Consider the following 19753-nt stretch of genomic DNA (forward strand, 5'->3'; position numbering starts at 1 on the left):
CAATAAAAGGCCAGCATTAGCTGGCCTTTTTCATACATATAGGGCTATATTAAATAGATAAATAATTCAGTAGTAATAAAGACTTAATTTGGCTAACTTATCTTGATTCGAACACTGAAGCAGGATGCATGCAGAAATTGATACCATTATTGAACACTAGTATTGTAATCATCACTAAAGTCTTACTGAGAGTTGTAGTCTCAGTCACGCTTAGTACGGCTGTTGTCGCTACTACTGTTAGCGCTGCCGAACCTCAAATATTTGATAAAGCTGATCCTCAAGGCAAACTTCTCGTAAACTCGCAGCTTGACCATACTCAACAAGATACCTATGAACAGCAGCTTAACCCTCAGCAGCTTCAATGGCTAAAATCTGAATTTCAACCATCTACTTTATCTTTAGCTGAACAGAAAAAAGAGATGCTGTGGTTTCAGCATAAAGCACAAGCTTTTAAGGGAATGGAAATTCGGGTGGTGTCGGAGCGAATAAATACTCATCAATACGAAGCCAATGTGCTAGCTAAAGCTTTCTTCGACATTACAGGTATTCACGTTATTCATGAGTTGACGAATGAAGATGATGTGATTAAAAAGTTTTCAGCTCAATTGATGACAGGTCAGCGACTTTATGATGCTTATATCAGTGATAGTGATCTAATTGGCAGTCACTTTAGGCAGCAGCATGTAATGTCGATTACTGATCTAATCAATCATCACGCAAAAGATTTCACCTTACCAACGCTCGATTTAAGCGACTTCATTGGGCTTGCTTTTACTACAGGACCTGACGGGAAAATTTATCAACTACCTGATCAGCAGTTTGCAAACTTATATTGGTATAGGAGTGATTGGTTTGCTAATTCAGATTATCAAAAGCGATTTGAATCAAAATATGGTTACCCCTTAGGAATTCCTCAGAACTGGCAAGCCTATGAAGATATTGCCAACTTTTTTACCAATGATATTGGCGAAATCGCAGGTGCCAAAGTATATGGTCATATGGATTTCGCTAAATCTGATCCTTCTTTAGGTTGGCGTATTTCGGATGCATGGTTGTCTATGGCTGGAGTAGGTGACAAAGGCTTACCTAATGGACTTCCTGTAGATGAGTGGGGCATCCGTGTTGAAGATTGCCGTCCAGTGGGCGCTAGTGTTGAACGAGGTGGAGCACTAAATAGTCCAGCAGCGATTTATGCTATAGAGAAGTATAAAGAGTGGCTAATAAAATACGCGCCTCCTGAAGCGAAACAGTTAACGTTCTCAGAGTCTGGGGATTGGGCTGCCAAAGGCAATATTGCCCAACAAATATTTTGGTATACCGCCTTTGTGCCTGATTACACAAAAAAGGGTTTATCGGTGATGAATAATGATGGCACCCCTAAGTGGCGTGTTGCACCTTCACCTGTAGGCAAGTATTGGCAAAAAGGCATGAAATCAGGTTATCAAGATACTGGTGCTTGGACTTTTTTAAATCACACTCCAGAAGAAAATCAAATTGCAGCTTGGCTATATGCACAGTTTGTTGTGTCTAAAACGGTTTCACTAAAGAAAACGTTAGTCGGCGCAACGCCAATACGTCAATCGGACATCGCATCAGATATTATGACTGAACAAGCTCCTTATCTTGGTGGGCTAGTAGAGTTTTATCGAAGCCATGCAAGGGATGTTTGGACACCAACAGGCACCAATGTACCAGACTATCCCGGTATGGCTGGTTATTGGTGGCAAGCTATCAGTCGTATTATTGAAGGTGAGTTATCTGTTACTGATGGAATGAATGCTTTAGCTGCGCAAATAGATCAGCATTTAATTCGTTTGCAAGATCAAGATTTAATTTGCGGGCCAAAAGTGAATAAGCAGGTAAAACCATCAATTTGGTTAAATAAACCTGGCTCGCCAAAGCAGTTAATGCCAGAAGAAGTAAAAGGAAAAACCTTACCTTTTGAGGAGGCAATAAATGCTTGGTAAAAAGCTAGCTTATTTATTGTTGTGTGTTTGGTATTTATCAATCAATGCTGTCACTTCTGTATCTGCTTCTGAAATCACGGTATATACCTATCAGCACGTACCTTTTGCAGAGCAAACTGATGCTCATCATCAAGGCATGATTATTGACATCATTGATGAGTTATTCACTCGTGCAAATATGGAATACAAAGTGATATTTAACCCACTTAAACGTGGCTTAACGATGACCGCAAGAGACCCAAATGTTTGTGTGTTACCTATAGTTCGCACCCAACAGATAGAGAGTGAATATCGCTGGGTTGGGCCTATTTTAGTTTCAAGATATGGTTTATTCAGTGCGAAAAGTAAATCAATCCCTTTGGTAACGCTTCAAGATGCTAAGCATTTGTCTATCGGCACTTATTTAGGCAGTGGCATTAGTGAATATTTAGATTCGTTTCGTTATCAGGTTCAGCTTACAAACGAAGATGGATTAAATATTAAGAAACTTGATAGAGGCCGAATCGACCTTTGGGCAGCGGAGTTGATTAGTGCTAAGGCATTAATGACGCAATCAAAAACGCAATTAGGTCAACCTGAACTTATATTCCACACATCTTTACGGGCGATGGCGTGTAATGAGGCTTTAGATGTATCTAAACATCAGGCGTTGGTCAATGCACTAAATGAAATGTATCAAGATGGCTTTATGGCGAAAATCAATTTAGCCTACGGAGCTTCGTTGTGAGGGATGGACAGACATCTGAACTGATATCATACGAAATGATAAAATTATTCGCTAATCGCTCAGGTTTATTGGAATGCAATCAGTACTAAAGTGCTAGATCTACTCCTGTTTAGTCTATAAAAAGTATTGTCTCGTATAAAATTTCCTTAACAAACTATACTTATCATATTCAGCCAGCTCTCAACGGATGAGATATCCGCTGATAACAATATGAGCTTTGTTTGGAGGGGTATTATGTCTATGGTGAGTTCTAAAGATTTTGCTAATTGGCTTAAGCTGCAATTTGATCAATTAGAGTCTGGTGTCAGTTTAACAAGAGAAGATATTAATCAATTAACTGGAAGACAAGGCTTCTCGTTGGTGTTTATCAATGATATTCATTATGAGTTGATGCAGCACGGTATTGCGTTTGTGACAGACACATACAGGCAGCATTTTTATATGGTAAAAGTGCAGGATAACCCTTGGCGAGATGAATTAGAAAATGCTGGCCATCAGCAAACATTTTCCAATATCATTTCTATTAATATGTCGCGCTAAAGCTGACTTTCGATGCTATCTACAAGGTAAGCGGTAAAATCCTCACCGTGATTTTGGAGCATTTTGGGGAACATCGAAATAGGAGTCGAGCCAGGGAAGGTATTAATTTCGTTTAACAAAATCTCATTTTTATCAGTCAAAAAGAAATCAATTCTTGATAAGTGTCTTAACTTCATCCCTTTAAATGCTTTAATCGCGTACTCTCTGATTTGCTCTGCCACTTCTTTAGATAAGTTTTGGGCTACAACATCGGTTCTGGCTTTGCTACTGGCATTATACTTTTCTTCAAAAGTGTAAAACGTATTGCTGGCGCAAATAATTTCCCCTGGCAGTGTGGCAATCACTTTTCCTTGATACTCATACACCGCAACTTCTAATTCTCGAGCAACAATGGTTTTTTCAACCACCACTGAGGGTGCGAAACTGAATGCGTCTTTTAAAACTTGCTCAACTTGCGACACATTATCAACTTTGTAGCAGCCAACAGATGAACCTTGAGATGCCGCTTTTACAAATACCGAACCCCACTCATTGAGTGCCGTTTGAGTCTGCTCAATGGCATCTTGGTTCATATCATTTAGGAAGATATATGGCGTGTTAGGAATACCGAGCGCTGTGAACCACATTTTGGCGGTGATTTTATTAAAGCAGTTGCTTGATGCTTCAGATTCACAGCCAAAATAAGGCAGTTGAATAAGATTAAAATACGATTGAATATCACCGGTTTCACCTGGGAAACCATGAATACAAGGAATAGCATAATCAACAGGCCAAGCGGGTTTGTTTTGGTCATCAAAACGCACTTCACGGCGACTGGTTAACTCGCAGCGGTGACCATCTTGATCAAAGTAATGGCCATTACCATCAAGCTCTAGTCTCAGTAGGTTTATTCTATCTGACTTAGCTAATGACGATTCAAAATAGTTTGCTGACAATACTGAAACGTCATGTTCAGCGCTGCCGCCGCCGCAGATTAGAAGTACATTGATAATTGTCATAAAGCCCCGAGAGAAGTTGACCGTGTAAAACTGGTTTGTTGTGTACTCATGATAATGAACTGAGAAGGTTTAGTGCAAGCAAGGTTTTAGATAACTGCTTATCAAATCAACAATCGCAGTCATTAATTCTTACACAGGGGTCATAAATTGTTATACGGGATTCAGTGAGCTTCAAAGAGTAAAATAAAAAGCCTTATTATTCATAACAAGGCTTAGTTTTTGCGCTAGCTGTCTTTACGAGATACTTTTTATGAAATGCTCGTTAATAGGTGCTTTTTATTAGGCAAATACAAGTCATGAAACTGCGATTGATGACACTTACCAACCGATAATATAGCGACTTTTCTTGCTCAATATTGTCTTAATAGCGGTAGCGATAAAGTATGAAACGATTATTACTCCCATCGTAACGACTAATGTCGTAAGCAGGTTGCCACTTCCTTCAAAACCGAAAATATCTGGACTGTTATATATCATCCACCAAGGCGTTGTTATCCAAGGGTGGATGAAATATATGGCAAAGCTGACTTCTGCTAATTTTTGTAGGGGTTTAATACTGATATGTTCAAACTTATTCAAAATGGCCAATATCACAAATGTGAGCAACATTTTTTGTGGCAACATTAAATCCGGAACAGTGAACTCTAGCGCCGCTTTATTAAGGGTGCCAGCACCAAACCAATGAGCTTGTGCAACAGCTAATCCAATGGCTAACAGCAGCATGACTGCCCAGTACTTATCGATGAATGGGAAAAGTTTGTCTCGATGAGCTGAACCCCAAACACCCAATAAATAAACAGGTAAAAAATAAAAAAGTGATTGTATAGCATTGAGGTTTGATTCAGGTCGGTGAATTAACATCGCAATAATAAACAGTGGTACAGCAACTATCAGAAGGTGCTGGCGTTTAATTAAATGCATGACCCAAGGCGAAAGGGCAAATAACATCATTCCCATTGGGATATACCAGTAAGCTGTTAGGGTCCTACCTGTGATGACATACCAGCTTGCTGCTACAGCAGGCTTTTCAATGTCGGCATACATCACATGTAGCGCTGGATCAGTACCTACCGTCAAATGCCAGAATATCCAAGGTAGCGATAACAGTATGTATGGCAAAAAGACAAATTTGGTTTTGTTCTTCATGTATTTTTTATAGTCCCAACGGTGATAAAACACGTGATGGAATAAAAAACCAGAAATAAACACAAAAAATACTGTGCCATTCATCATTAAGTTGAACCAAGCTTTATCTGCAAGGGTTTCAACTTCCCAACCTGCAGGCCTATAACAATGAGCCATAACGATAAAAATAATCGCTATACCACGAAAATGATTAATGCTGTTTAAAAAGCCTTTTTTTTCAGCAGGATTTACCCTTGGTGACTCAGCGCTATCTGACATATTAAGCCTTGATTCTATTATTATTTAGTTAGAAATATCAGTGTTACTCCATTGTGCTTTTATTGTTAATAAATAACAACTATTAACCTTGCTTGTTTGAATCCTCTTATGCTCATTCGAAATGTATTGAAATCTTGACGTGCACGTTAGACCTTTGTCGACAATGTGTAGGTTTTATATTGACCATACTCATGAATAAGCCTATATTGTCGACAATTATTCGAAGTAGAGTTCAATCATATTCCAATGACATTCTTTAACGAACAGCCAATAACTGCAGCCGATAAGACTTTCTTTGAATTACGCAAAGATATTGTTGAAGGTGAGATTCATGCGGGTTCAAAGCTTAGTGAAACTGAGCTGTCGACAAAGTACCAAGTCAGTAGAGCTATCATTCGTGAGGCGATCAATCGCTTAGAGTCATGCCATTTGGTGGAACGTAAAGCTAATGTTGGCGCTAGAGTAGTGGCGTTAACGCCTGAAGGCTTAATTGAACTGTATCAAGTTCGAGAATCTTTAGAAGGCATGGCAGCAAGATTGGCTGCTAAGAATATGACAGAGTCTGAGATTGCAGATTTAAATGGATTACTTAACCGTCATTTTGATGAAGTTCAAACAGGAGAGTCCTATTACCAAGAAGCGGGTGATGTCGATTTTCATTACCGCATCATAATTGGCAGCAAAAACAAGCACCTCATTACAGTTCTTCTTGAAGGTATGTATCACCTTATTCGTATGTATCGCGTACAACTCGGTATGGCGGGGCCAAGAGTCACAACCGCATTTGATGAGCATAAACATATCGTTAAAGCGATTTCGAATCGTGATGAAGAGCTGGCAGAAATGCTAATGCGTCGTCATATCATGTACTCGAAAGCAAATATCGAAACCAAGTTAGAAACCAAATTAGTTATCAACTAGAAAGTAGCTATCAACTAGAAGTAACAATTAATAAATATATTACGAACAGTAAATAGTAAAAAGAATAATCAACCAGTTAGCAATTCATACTGCTTAAAGCATAAAAAAGAGAGGGAAGTCATGAGCGCAGGCAAAAAATTTCGTCAAGCACTAGCTGACAATAAACCATTACAAATTGTCGGTACTATCAATGCTTATTCTGCAATGATGGCAAAGCAAATTGGTCATCAAGCCATTTATCTTTCGGGTGGCGGCGTAGCAAATGCATCATACGGTTTACCAGATCTAGGAATGACGTCACTCAATGATGTCATTGTTGATGTACAGCGTATTACATCAGCATGTGATTTGCCTTTGATGGTTGATATTGATACTGGTTGGGGCGGTGCTTTCAATATCGCTAAAACCATTCGCGATATGGAAAAAGCCGGCGCAGCAGCAGTGCACATGGAAGATCAAGTGGCGCAAAAACGTTGCGGTCATCGCCCGAATAAAGAAATCGTGTCAACTGATGAAATGGTTGATCGCATTAAAGCAGCAGTTGATGCGCGTATTGACCCAGACTTTTTCATCATGGCACGTACAGACTCATTTGCTCAAGAAGGCTTAGAAGCTGCAATCGCTCGTGCTAAAGCTTATGTTGCAGCGGGTGCTGACGGCATTTTTGCTGAAGCGGTTAAAACTGAAGAACATTATCGTGCATTTTCTGAAGCATTAGATGTGCCGATTTTGGCCAATATCACTGAGTTTGGTCAAACAGAACTTTGGAACAAAGAGCAGCTAGGCGAGTGGGGCGCTGACATGGTGCTTTACCCATTAAGTGCATTTCGTGCGATGAATAAAGCCGCTGAAAATGTTTACAGCGCAATATTAAAAGATGGCGATCAAAAAGCCGTTGTCGACACGATGCAAACCCGCATGGATTTGTACGATTACTTGGGTTACCACGATTACGAGCAAAAGCTAGATAGCTTATTTGCTGAAGGCAAAAACAAGTAAACGTGAGTTATTTATAAAATATCTCCAATTGTGAGTGTGTTTGTATAAAAAGTGCACAAATCTTGTTTTGGGACAAGGTAAGTTACTCGCAAATGGATAGGTTAAATAGTGTGGTTTAACCGCCCCCTACAAAGCTCAGATCATAAGAAATTGATCATAAGAAATAGAACATAAAAGAATAGGACATCATTATGGTAGACAAGAAATTAAGTGGCGCAGGCCTTCGCGGTCAAAGCGCAGGTGAAACAGCATTATGTACAGTGGGTAAATCAGGTTCTGGTTTAACGTATTGTGGTTATGATGTGGCTGATTTATCTGAAAATGCCACCTTCGAGGAAGTCGCATATTTATTATTTAACGGTGAATTACCTAACCTAGACCAGTTAGCAACATACAAAGCAGGCCTAAAAGCACAGCGTGATTTACCGCAAGCACTTAAAGAAGTATTGCAGCGTATTCCTGCAGATGCACATCCAATGGATGTGATGCGTACGGGTTGTTCATTCCTAGGTAACCTTGAGCCAGAAGTTGATTTTACAGAGCAAAATACAGCTGCCAATCGTCTGCTTGCCGCTTTCCCAGCCATCATGTGCTACTGGTATAAATTCAGCCATGAAGGCGTAGAAATTGATTGTGTGACCGATGAAGATACAATTGGTGGCCATTTCTTAAAGCTATTACGCGGTGAAACGCCTTCTGAGCAGCATCGTAAAGTAATGGACGTGTCACTTATTCTATATGCTGAGCATGAATTTAATGCTTCTACCTTTACCGCTCGTGTTTGTGCATCAACTTTATCAGACATGTACTCTTGTATTACGGGTGCTATCGGTACCCTGCGTGGACCTCTTCATGGCGGCGCGAATGAAGCGGCTATGGATATGATTCAAAAATTTACTTCACCAAGCGATGCTAAAACACAAATGGCAGGCATGCTTGAGCGTAAAGAAAAAATTATGGGCTTTGGTCATGCGATTTACCGCACCTCAGACCCGCGTAATGTGATCATTAAAGCCTGGTCTGAAAAGCTTGCAGATGAATTTGGCAATACCAGCCTTTATGATATTTCTGTTGCATGTGAAGAGTTCATGTGGGATAGCAAAAAGTTATTCTGTAATGCAGATTTCTTCCATGCATCGGCATATCACTTCATGGGTATTCCAACTAAGTTATTTACGCCTATTTTTGTTTGTTCACGCTTAACAGGCTGGGCTGCGCATGTGATGGAGCAGCGTACTAATAACCGTATTATCAGACCAAGTGCTGATTATACAGGGGCTGAACCTCGTACAGTAACGCCAATTAGCGAAAGATAAACCTTAAAGGCTAACGACATTACGTTAGCCTTTTTCGTCAGTCTTTTAGCAAATCTTTTCGCTAACCTTTAGATCAGCTTTGTCACTTAAGATTTGCCTACATAAAACAAATAACAATGGATGTAGTTATGAACGCTAACTATAGAAAACCGCTTGCAGGTTCATCGCTTGATTACTTTGATACACAAGCTGCAATCAACGATATTGAGCCAGGGGCTTTTGAAAAACTGCCTTATACTTCTCGTGTTTATGCCGAGAATTTAGTACGTCGCTGCTCACCTGAAACACTTACTAATTCACTCAAACAAATTATTCATCGCAAACGCGATTTAGATTTTCCTTGGTATCCTGCACGTGTGGTCTGTCATGATATTTTAGGCCAAACTGCGTTAGTCGATTTAGCCGGTCTACGTGATGCGATTGCAAAAAAAGGCGGGGATCCTGCAAAAGTTAACCCTGTAGTACCAACCCAACTTATTGTCGATCACTCTTTGGCAGTGGAACACGCAGGTTTTGAGAAAGATGCTTTTGAGAAAAACCGCGCCATTGAAGATAGACGTAACGATGATCGTTTCCATTTTATTAATTGGACTAAGACGGCCTTTGAAAATATTGATGTGATCCAGCCGGGTAACGGCATCATGCATCAAATCAATCTTGAGAAAATGTCACCAGTGATACAAGCACGTGAAGGCGTGGCATTTCCTGATACCTTAGTGGGTACCGACAGTCATACACCACATGTAGATGCACTTGGTGTCATTGCAATCGGTGTTGGTGGATTAGAAGCTGAAAGCGTAATGCTTGGCCGTCCATCATGGATGCGTCTGCCTGATATCGTTGGCGTTGAGTTAGTTGGCAAACGCCAAGCTGGTATAACCGCCACCGATATAGTGTTAGCTATCACTGAATTTTTACGTGAACAAAAAGTGGTTTCAACTTATCTTGAGTTTTACGGTGAAGGTGCTGCTAATCTGACATTGGGCGATCGTGCAACAATTTCAAACATGACCCCAGAGTTTGGTGCGACTGCAGCGATGTTCTACATCGATGACAAAACCTTAGACTATCTGACATTAACAGGTCGTGAAGATAGCCAAGTTAAATTGGTGGAAACCTATGCTAAAGCCAATGGTTTATGGGCAGACTCACTAGAAAATGCTGAATACGAGCGTGTTTTACGTTTTGATTTATCAAGCGTTGGCCGCAATATCGCAGGACCTTCTAACCCGCATCGCCGTGTATCTACGAGTGATTTGGCTAAGCAAGGGATTAGTGGCAAAGTTGAAAACGAAACGGGTTTGATGCCTGATGGCGCTTGTATTATTGCCGCTATTACCAGTTGTACTAATACTTCAAATCCACGCAATGTCATTGCTGCTGGTTTATTAGCCCGTAACGCTAATGCTAAAGGCCTGACTCGTAAACCTTGGGTTAAAACGTCACTGGCGCCTGGCTCTAAAGCGGTTCAGCTCTATCTTGAAGATGCCAACTTATTAACTGAACTTGAAGCCCTAGGCTTTGGTATTGTCGGTTTTGCCTGTACCACTTGTAATGGTATGAGTGGCGCACTTGATCCAGTTATTCAAAAAGAAGTGATTGAACGCGACTTATACACCACTGCAGTGTTATCGGGTAACCGAAATTTTGATGGTCGTATTCACCCTTACGCTAAACAAGCGTTTTTAGCATCACCGCCACTGGTTGTTGCCTATGCTATTGCTGGCACCATTCGTTTTGATATTGAAAAAGATGTGCTTGGTCAAGATAACGAGGGTAATGACATTCGCTTAAAAGATTTGTGGCCATCTGATGCTGAAATCGATGCTGTTATTGCTCAAAGCGTTAAACCTGAGCAATTTCGCAAAGTGTATGAGCCTATGTTTGATATAAAAGTGGACTATGGCTCTTTACAAGATGGCTCTTCAGCAAAGATTGATCCACAGTATGATTGGCGTCCTCAGAGCACCTATATCCGTCGCCCTCCTTATTGGGAAGGCGCATTAGCGGGTGAGCGCACCATGAAAGGCATGCGTCCATTAGCGGTATTAGGTGACAACATCACTACCGATCATTTATCACCATCAAACGCGATTATGCTTGATAGTGCCGCCGGTGCTTACCTTGATAAAATGGGCTTGCCAGAAGAAGACTTTAACTCTTATGCGACCCATCGAGGCGATCATTTAACCGCTCAACGTGCGACGTTTGCCAACCCGAAATTGCTTAATGAAATGGTGCAACACAACGGCCAAACCAAACAAGGCTCCTATGCTCGCATTGAGCCAGAAGGGCAAGAAAGCCGCATGTGGGAAGCAATTGAAACCTATATGGATCGTAAGCAGCCATTGGTGATTATTGCTGGTAAAGATTACGGTCAAGGTTCAAGTCGTGACTGGGCAGCCAAAGGGGTTCGCTTAGCGGGCGTTGAAGTGATTGTCGCTGAAGGCTTTGAGCGTATTCACCGTACAAACCTTGTGGGAATGGGCGTGTTACCGGTTGAATTTATTAATGGTGAAACGCGTCAAACTTATCAAATTGATGGCACTGAAACTTTCGATATTATTGGCGAGCGCACACCTGGTGCAATGATGACGTTAGTTATCCATCGCCGTGATGGTTCACAGACAGAAGTGACGGTGAAGTGTCGTTTAGATACTGCTGAGGAGTTGTCGGTTTATGAAGCGGGCGGCATTTTACAGCGCTTTGCTCAAGACTTTTTAGAAGCGAACCAATAATTATTGGTGTTAAATTCATCACAAAAGGCGGCGCTTTAGTAAGTTAAGCGTCGGCCTTTTCGCATTTATTTTTATCGGTTTTTACCGATTTTGTCGGTTCTTGTCGATAGTCTAGGAAATAATATGTCTCATATTCCACAAATTAAAATCCCTGCAACCTATATGCGTGGCGGCACCAGTAAAGGGGTGTTTTTCAAGTTAACTGATTTACCTGAAACCGCTCAAATTGCGGGCGCGGCGCGAGATGCGTTATTGCTAAGAGTGATTGGTAGTCCAGACCCTTATGGCAAGCAAACTGATGGTATGGGCGGGGCAACCTCAAGTACCAGTAAAACGGTTATTTTATCTAAAAGTAGTCAAGCTGATCATGATGTTGACTACCTATTTGGCCAAGTGGCGATTGATAAACCCTTTGTTGATTGGAGTGGTAACTGCGGTAATTTAACGGCTGCAGTGGGCTCATTTGCCATTTCAAATGGTTTAGTGGATACGAGCCGTATTCCGCAAAATGGCATTGCTGTCGTTCGTATTTGGCAAGCCAACATTAATAAAACCATTGTCGCCCATGTGCCAATTGTGAATGGTGAAGTGCAAGAAACCGGTGATTTTGAACTTGATGGGGTGACATTTCCAGCCGCTGAAGTCTTAGTTGAGTTCATGGCGCCAGCAGATGCGAATGCTGCTATGTTTCCAACGGGTAATGTGGTTGATGAGTTGATTCTGCCACAATCTATCCCTGAGTTTAAAGCTAAAGGTATTTCATCGGTAAAGGCGACAATGATCAATGCGGGTATTCCTACCATTTTTGTCAACGCTACTGATATTGGCTACAAGGGGAATGAGCTGCAAGATGACATTAACAATGATGAAAATGCATTAGCTTTTTTTGAAATGTTACGTGCCCATGGTGCAGTGAAAATGGGGTTAATTGAGCACATTGATGAGGCTAGAGCCCGTCAACATACGCCGAAAATTGCATTTGTATCTGCCCCCAGTGATTACACATCATCAAGTGGTAAAGCCATTGCTCGCACTGATATCGATTTGCAAGTGAGAGCGTTATCTATGGGTAAACTGCATCATGCGATGATGGGGACGGCGGCTGTGGCAATTGGCACTGCCGCTGCGGTTAAAGGTTCATTGGTAAATATAGCTGCTGGTGGCACGTCTCGCACTCAAGTGATATTTGGTCATCCTTCAGGCACTCTTAAAGTGGGCGCAGAAGCGACATTAACTGATGGCAACTGGCAAGTTAACAAGGCCAGTATGAGTCGCAGTGCAAGAGTATTAATGGAAGGCTGGGTTAGAGTTCCGGGCGATAGCTTTTAATTATTTAAAGCGGCCTAATCATCAGAGACAATGTTAAATATCGATTTTTCAAGGCTTATAACGATAACGTTATAAGCCTTTTTTATAGGGAATGTTATTTTGATCGAATCCTTAATGACGTTAGTTATTGCCACAAGCTTATTATTAGGCTCACCAGGCCCTGTGCCCATTGCACTTGCTGCAATAGGAGCTACATTTGGTGTTAAACAAGGTCTGCCATTTTTGTGTGGCATATTGTCAGGATTATTGTTGGTTATTCTGGCTACGGTACTTGGCTTGTCAGCCTTATTTATTGCTTATCCAAACTTTCGAATTATCTGTCAAATTATTGCTTCGCTGTATATGGTTTATATTGCCTATAAAATTGCTACAGCTTCAGTAGTGCCAAACATTGCAGAACAGTCAGCGCCTAAATTTAGAGATGGCTTAGTGTTGAATGTACTTAACCCTAAAGCCTATGCCGCTTTTATCGCGATTTTCTCTCAGTTTCTACTACCGCTTTCATCTTCTTCGACCAGTTATTTGATGACAGCAGTGATATGCATAGTTGTCGCAGCATTGGTCGATAGTCTTTGGTTGGTGTTTGGCAGCTTATTAAAGCCAGTTTTTTCTTCGCCAAAGCATGCTAAAGCTATTCGATTAGTGTTTGCGATCTTATTAGTCATTACTGTGTTAGTTTCTTTGGTGTTTAGCTTGCCAAGTTAACTCGTTATCACGATTTGTCACAACTTATGACGACAGGACATTATGTGGATTGGGGGGATTCAAGTTATCTTGTTTAATATAAGTCGAGCTTTCACTCAGCCATTGCATCTAAGTAAGTGCAACTAAGTAAGTGCAACTAAGTAACTGCATCTAAGTATGTGCATCTAAGCAAGTGCATCTAAGTAAGTGCAACTAAGTAAGTGCAACTAAGTAAGTGCATCTAAGTAAGTGCAACTAAGTAAGTGCAACGAGTTATTGCAATCAGTCACAACAATCATCCATTAACACTTAGAAGGTTTACCTTATCCAACAATCCAATGTAAAAACCTTATCGATGACAATATTGGCATTGATAGCTTTTGCGGCGAACTCTGTTTTGTGCCGTTTAGCACTGGGCGATGGTAGCATTGACTGGGTGAGCTTTACGGTTATACGTTTATTATCCGGAGCGTTAACCTTATTACTGATTTTAAAAATCAATGGGGTTTTAACAAAACCTCGATATCCAGATGCTCAAGTTACGGGCAAGAATAATCAACAATCTTTAATTAAGCAGCAACAGTTAATGCTAAAGCAACATCAATCAGCTGGGAGTTGGTTAGGTGGTGTGATGCTGTTTGTTTACGCTGCCAGCTTTTCAAATGCCTACACACTACTTGATACCGCCACAGGCGCATTGATTTTGTTTGCCGCAGTGCAATTAACCATGATCCTGCTTGCAATCATTAAGGGGGCGCGGCTCAAGCTGATTGAATGGCTTGGGGTTATTACGGCATTTGTAGGGTTTGTGTATTTAGTTGTTCCCGATATCAACTCACCTTCGATGGATGGTTTATTATTTATGACCATTTCAGGTATTGCTTGGGGTGTTTATACCCTAAAAGGTAAACAAACAACTCAGCCGCTACGCGATACTTGTGCTAATTTCGTCAGGTCTATACCTTTAGTTCTGGTATTATTTCTAGTTAGTTTAGGGCAGCTTGAATTAAGTGACAAAGGTGTATGGCTAGCGATTATCGCGGGCAGCGTGACCTCTGCAATGGGTTACAGTATTTGGTATGTCGCGCTTAATGGACTTAGCGCCACTAAAGCTGCCGTCGTGCAACTTTCTGTACCCGTTATTGCCGCTTTTGGTGGGGTGATATTTGTTGCTGAAACCCTAACTAGCCGTTTAATGATTGCATCGATTGTGGTGTTGACGGGGATGTTAATGGTAGTGCAGGGGAAGAGTCAGAGTAAAAAATAAAGCCGCTAACAGCGGCCTTAGCTGAATAGCTTAGGATTTATTTCTCAGTACTAAATCTTACATCCTAAACTGATATCTTAAGTTTCGATTATATTCTTAAAACTGGGTAATTCTGCTTATGATTTGCCCCATAACCTCAGCGCCAAGCCTGATGCTCGTGAGGTCACTTGTTTACAGGCGCGTTCAAATACATAAGGCGATCCTAAGCAGATAAAGTGTTCTTTAGCTCGGGTAATTGCTGTATACACCAGCTCTTTAGTCAGCAGTTGCCATTGCGCATTACTGGGCTTTTGTGGCAGCACAAACGCCACTTGTTCAAATTCACTGCCTTGGCTTTTATGTACGGTCATCGCAAAACAACTGTCGTGATGGGGTAATCGTGCGGGTTGTACTTTCAATAAGCTACCATCTGCTTTGACAAAATAAGCCATGAGCCGTTCAGGTTTTTGTTCGTCCTGCAAAATCAAACCAATATCGCCATTAAATAAACCTAAGTTGTAATCGTTACTTTGGATAATGATTGGACGGCCAAGATAAAACTCCTGGTTAGGCTTAATCCAATGATTTTGCTTAAGCACATTGGTGATGGCGAGGTTAATACCATCAACGCCAAATTCACCTGATCGCATGGCGCACAAAATCCGGAATTTGTTAAAGCTTTCGATAATATCTGCAGCCTGATGACGCTGGGAATTGTAATCACTGTCTTGTACGGAACCTAGCTCATGACCTTGTTCACCATTGAGCTGTTTAGCTTGTTCATAAACATGCTGATTATCGAGGATCATCTGCAGATATTCACTGTAAGCTGCCACCGAAAGTTGCATTAACGGCAAGCTTTGACCTTCAGCTTGATGCTCAATCCAAGTAAGTTCTTGATGGCCATGCTGCCATTCTCGGCGGACTCCTTGAATATCGACATAGTTTACTGCACTAGCTAATAAGCCAATCCCTGCATCACCTTTAAAGCGGTGACTGTGCATTAACATACACAGGTTGTCACCAATCATGGGCGATTGATGAATAAACTCGCTGGTGGCTTCACTTGTGAGTTGTTCAAGTAAATCAGCTTGTTTAGCGGAATAGCGCATTTTCCACGGCTGCACAGACGATGAGTCCGTATTTGCAAGCCCAGAGCAGATATCAGCTAAGACTGCGCCAGCTTCAACTGAAGCGAGTTGGTCTTGATCGCCTAACAATATCAACCTTGTTTGACTGGGTAAGGCATTGAGCAGTTTATGCATCATGGGTAAATCGACCATTGAGGCTTCATCGACCACCAATAAATCTAATCGTAACGGGTTGTCTTTGTTATGGCGAAAAGCATGGGAGTTTGGAATAACCCCAAGTAATCGGTGTAAAGTCGCAGCTTCTTCAGGGATATTTTTGAGCGCCTTGAGAAGTTCTGGTTTACCTGTTTGACTCACTTGGGTAAACAAACGGGCTTTAGAGGCTTTGATTGACTCACTTAATCGCGCTGCCGCTTTGCCGGTTGGGGCGACTAACTTTATGCTGAGCTCAGACTGGGTGAGTAGCAATAATAATAGTTTAGTGACTGTGGTCGTTTTACCAGTACCGGGGCCACCGGTAATCACTGCTAGGGCTTTGGTTAATGCCATTGCAGTAGCCACTTTTTGCCAATTAATGGTTTGTGCTGACGCTGGCTTAGCCTCATCAAATAAGTCGTTAAGGTAAGCGGGTAACAGATTGGTATCGACAGTTAAGTCAATATTCGCCATCTGATTTAAGCGACTCGCCACTTCGGTTTCGAAATGATAATACTTGTTTAGGTATAAACGGCCATGTTCGAAAATCATCGGAGTATTTTCACTAGGCTCTCCCACACAATCTAGTTCGGTAATTGAGTCAGTTAACTGCTGGTGATCGACATTGAGCTTACATAGGGCTTGTTGCTCACAAAACGGATTAGCTAAATCTATCCCACTGATGACCAAACAGCTGTGCTGACTGGATAACTGCTGACTTAGTAGGGTGCAGATGAACAATAAAAACTCATCACTTTTACTGGACTGTATCTTGGCCATTTCTAAAGCGAAATGGCGATCAAGTGGGGTAATAAGCCCTTGTTGCTGCCAATGCTTTAGTAGCTGATGTATGGGCGCTTGCAGCTGGAGTAATTGACTCATGATGTTGACTCCACTGTCGTATTATTCAAAGGCGTGCGACTCACTGCAGCTGATGCCTCATTCGATTGACTAAATAATATATCCAATTGCTCAATTAATGCTTGCGGCGGTTTGTCGAAAAATACCCCAGATTGTGGTGTTTGCGGGCTCATACCACGCAAGAACAAGTAAAAGCTGCCACCAATATGTTGTTGGTATTGGTAATGTGGCATACGTAGAGACAAGTATCGATGCAGCGCTAGGGTATACAAGATATATTGCAGGTTATAACGGTGACTGCTAATCGCATTGCCCATGGCTTCAATGTTGTAATCTGAATAGTCATCACCTAAATGGTTAGACTTATAATCGGCAATATAAAATTGGCCGTTAAATTCAAAGGTTAAATCGATAAATCCCTTCAGCATACCCTGTAATTCATCAAACTCTAGCCCAGCATCATAGCCGTATTGACTGAGTAATTGATTCAATTGCTCAGATTTTAATTGGCTAATGGGAAGATAAAACTCCATCTCCACCAGCTTTTGTTTTTCCGTTAATTCACTCAAGGTTAACGGTATGCCGCTTGAATTAAGTAATTGCTGGTCGCACTGCTGATAACCGGTTAATAGCGGTGTGTGCAAAATTTGTTGGTACCAGTGGATTAATGTCTCGGTCCAAACTTCTTTGTCAAAACCATATTGGTCCATCGCTTTGGCTAACGCTTCAGGCAATTCGCTATCTGCCTGAGTGAAATCAAATAACTCCAACACTAAATGCATAAAGCTACCGGCATTGGCGCCACGCTCGAAAGTGAAACGGTTAATTGCGTTTTCAGCGGCTTCAGTATCAAAGGGGTTGATATCACTGCTGGGTTCAAATTGCGCTTGGATTTCTTGGCTGAAATCTTCGTCATCGGCGCCAGGAGCGACTTTTTCATGGGCTAAATGTTTTACAAGCCCTGAGTAACTGCCTACTCGCCATGGTGTTTGGTAATCACGGCTTAAGGTTTTTGGTAGCGGTTCTTGGTCGTTGTTTTCAACGCTCAATAATGCTGAATCATCAATTGCATCGATTTCACTGATGCTAATCGCATCGACAGGATGACCGTGTTTATCGTTAGTAAGCTTTGTTGCAGCCAATTTAAGCTGCTCAAAATCGCACTCTTTAGTGGTAATACCCAGTAAATAACCGATAGCGGTTTCAAATAACTGACTGCTGATGCCCGCTTTTAGCATACGGCTATGGTTGGCAATATATAGGTAACACACATAAACAGGGCGGGTGAGTGCCACATATAAAAGGCGTAAATCTTCAGCAAGATTTTCCTGTTTATATTGCTCCCAACCTTCCTTACTGGCTTCAACATCCCATATGAGTTCATCATTTTGGTGATACAGCATTGGCGTTGGCTTGCGACGATTGTCGCGGGCTAAACTAATGAAAGGCACAAAACACACAGGGTATTCAAGGCCTTTACTCTTATGAATCGTGACGATTTGCACAAGGTTTTGTTCGCTTTCAAGCCTAAGTTGCTGCTCATCACTACCTTGGCCATCAATAAGCTGTTGCTCAAACCAGTTAATTAATGCACTGCTGCCATCGAGCTCAGTGGCTTTTTGCTGCAATAATTCAGATAAATGACGGAAATCGGTTAACCGGCGCTCTCCGCTCTCGGTGGCACTTGTCTCATCTGTTGAAGCTGATGTTAGTTTTGACGTCGATGTATTGAGATCGCCTTTAGCTAAAAATCGCTTAATCAATTCTGTTTCACTGGCAAGAGATAGTAGCGACGGCATGATGCCATGGCGATTCCACAGTAGGTGCCACTGAGCAAATTTATCTAATAAGTCTTGGCGCTGCTCTTCATCTTGATTGAACTGATGGATTTGCTGTGCGCTATAGCCCATAAGTTCTGTAGCCATAGCGGAGCGTAAACAACGTTCATCTTTAGGATTGGCTAAGGCACGTAAAATGATCGCAATTTCAAACGCTTCTTGGGTTTTAAATACACTGTCTCGGCTCAAAAATACTGCGCCAATTTGTCGCTCGCTCAAGGCTTGTTTCATTACCGCAGCTTCATTACGGTCACGAACCAAAATGGCGATGTCTTTGGCGATGAGTGGCTTACCCGTTTGAGTGTTTGATTTACCTGCCATGTAGCACTGGCCATTTTGCGACTCAGTTAATAGACGTTTGATCTCACTGGCGGCATCGGCAGCCAATATCTTACGGCCTATGACTTTGTTGAGGCCAGAGTCATCTTCTGCCAGTAACTTTATTCGTAAGGCTGCGCTATTTTCTGTGGCTTCATTGAGGATTTTACTATCAGCGCTTTTAGGCGTATTGACCACGTCATAAGGGATCGCACCACTGATAAATGGGTCATCGTGTTGGCTAAATAATTGGTTTACCCCATTCACTAACGCAGTCGATGAGCGGTAGTTTGTTTCGAGGTTATAGTGCGCCTTGGTTTGTTTTCGGGCCTGAATATAAGTGTGAATATCAGCGCCGCGAAAGGCATAAATTGCTTGTTTAGGATCGCCAATCATTAATAAGCTGAGTTTATCCCACTGTGCTTGTTGTTGATAAATTGCCGAGAAAATAGCGAACTGTAGTGGATCGGTATCTTGGAATTCATCGATTAACGCAACAGGAAAACGCGCAGCAATAGCATTAGCGAGCTGTTTTGAAATTAACTGCTCTTGTGATTGGCTAGTATCAGTATCAGTATCAG

General features: G+C 41.6%; 14 protein-coding genes. 10 read left to right on the forward strand and 4 right to left on the reverse strand.

Annotated elements, in window-relative coordinates; genetic code table 11:
* The first annotated feature begins 128 nt into the window (after window positions 1-128).
* From BCU84_RS11935 to BCU84_RS11945, 3 genes are all read left to right on the forward strand, one after another.
* Complete coding sequence (locus tag BCU84_RS11935; RefSeq protein ID WP_102528315.1) at window positions 129-1967, forward strand: ABC transporter substrate-binding protein; 1839 nt, start codon at window positions 129-131, stop codon at window positions 1965-1967.
* A complete protein-coding gene (locus BCU84_RS11940; RefSeq protein WP_102528316.1) occupies window positions 1957-2694 on the forward strand; it encodes a transporter substrate-binding domain-containing protein in 738 nt (245 codons plus the stop codon). The genes BCU84_RS11935 and BCU84_RS11940 overlap by 11 nt, the downstream gene beginning before the upstream one ends.
* A 234-nt stretch (window positions 2695-2928) precedes the next feature.
* Window positions 2929-3234: a hypothetical protein gene (locus BCU84_RS11945; RefSeq protein WP_102528317.1), complete on the forward strand. Its 306-nt coding sequence runs from the start codon at window positions 2929-2931 to the stop codon at window positions 3232-3234.
* On the opposite strand, the gene BCU84_RS11950 is transcribed toward BCU84_RS11945, so the two are convergent.
* On the reverse strand, window positions 3231-4232 hold the full coding sequence (locus tag BCU84_RS11950; RefSeq protein WP_102528318.1) for a D-alanine--D-alanine ligase: 1002 nt from the start codon (window positions 4230-4232) through the stop codon (window positions 3231-3233). The genes BCU84_RS11945 and BCU84_RS11950 overlap by 4 nt on opposite strands.
* 318 nt (window positions 4233-4550) lie before the next feature.
* Window positions 4551-5636, reverse strand: coding sequence for an acyltransferase (locus BCU84_RS11955; RefSeq protein WP_102528319.1), 1086 nt, complete (start codon window positions 5634-5636; stop codon window positions 4551-4553).
* A 246-nt stretch (window positions 5637-5882) separates the two neighbouring features.
* Here BCU84_RS11955 and BCU84_RS11960 point away from each other — a divergent pair, with 246 nt between their 5' ends.
* The 7 genes from BCU84_RS11960 to BCU84_RS11990 all read left to right on the forward strand — a co-directional run bounded on the left by BCU84_RS11960 (window position 5883) and on the right by BCU84_RS11990 (window position 14890).
* A complete protein-coding gene (locus tag BCU84_RS11960) occupies window positions 5883-6557 on the forward strand; it encodes a GntR family transcriptional regulator (RefSeq protein WP_102528320.1) in 675 nt (224 codons plus the stop codon).
* Window positions 6558-6677: 120 nt separating this feature from the next.
* Window positions 6678-7556: a methylisocitrate lyase gene (gene prpB / locus BCU84_RS11965; RefSeq protein ID WP_102528321.1), complete on the forward strand. Its 879-nt coding sequence runs from the start codon at window positions 6678-6680 to the stop codon at window positions 7554-7556.
* A gap of 191 nt (window positions 7557-7747) precedes the next feature.
* Entirely contained in the window at window positions 7748-8872 is a 1125-nt protein-coding gene (gene prpC / locus BCU84_RS11970; RefSeq protein WP_102528322.1) for a 2-methylcitrate synthase, read from the forward strand.
* Between the two features lie 128 nt (window positions 8873-9000).
* Entirely contained in the window at window positions 9001-11610 is a 2610-nt protein-coding gene (acnD, locus tag BCU84_RS11975; protein WP_102528323.1) for a Fe/S-dependent 2-methylisocitrate dehydratase AcnD, read from the forward strand.
* A 123-nt stretch (window positions 11611-11733) separates the two neighbouring features.
* Window positions 11734-12939 (forward strand): 2-methylaconitate cis-trans isomerase PrpF, encoded by a 1206-nt coding sequence (gene prpF, locus BCU84_RS11980; protein WP_102528324.1) that lies wholly within the window; start codon window positions 11734-11736, stop codon window positions 12937-12939.
* Window positions 12940-13038: 99 nt separating this feature from the next.
* Complete coding sequence (locus BCU84_RS11985; RefSeq protein ID WP_102528325.1) at window positions 13039-13644, forward strand: LysE family translocator; 606 nt, start codon at window positions 13039-13041, stop codon at window positions 13642-13644.
* 334 nt (window positions 13645-13978) lie between these two features.
* On the forward strand, window positions 13979-14890 hold the full coding sequence (locus tag BCU84_RS11990; RefSeq protein WP_198589574.1) for a DMT family transporter: 912 nt from the start codon (window positions 13979-13981) through the stop codon (window positions 14888-14890).
* Between the two features lie 116 nt (window positions 14891-15006).
* Here BCU84_RS11990 and recD read toward each other — a convergent pair whose 3' ends face one another.
* Together recD and recB are read right to left on the reverse strand one after the other, a co-directional pair.
* Entirely contained in the window at window positions 15007-17037 is a 2031-nt protein-coding gene (recD, locus tag BCU84_RS11995; protein WP_102528326.1) for an exodeoxyribonuclease V subunit alpha, read from the reverse strand.
* Window positions 17034-19753: exodeoxyribonuclease V subunit beta (recB, locus tag BCU84_RS12000; RefSeq protein ID WP_102528327.1), on the reverse strand; the 2720-nt coding region annotated here is incomplete at its 5' end. The genes recD and recB, both read right to left, overlap by 4 nt.

Source organism: Shewanella sp. 10N.286.51.B7 (genome assembly GCF_002873615.1).
Taxonomy (GTDB): Bacteria; Pseudomonadota; Gammaproteobacteria; order Enterobacterales; family Shewanellaceae; genus Shewanella; species Shewanella electrodiphila.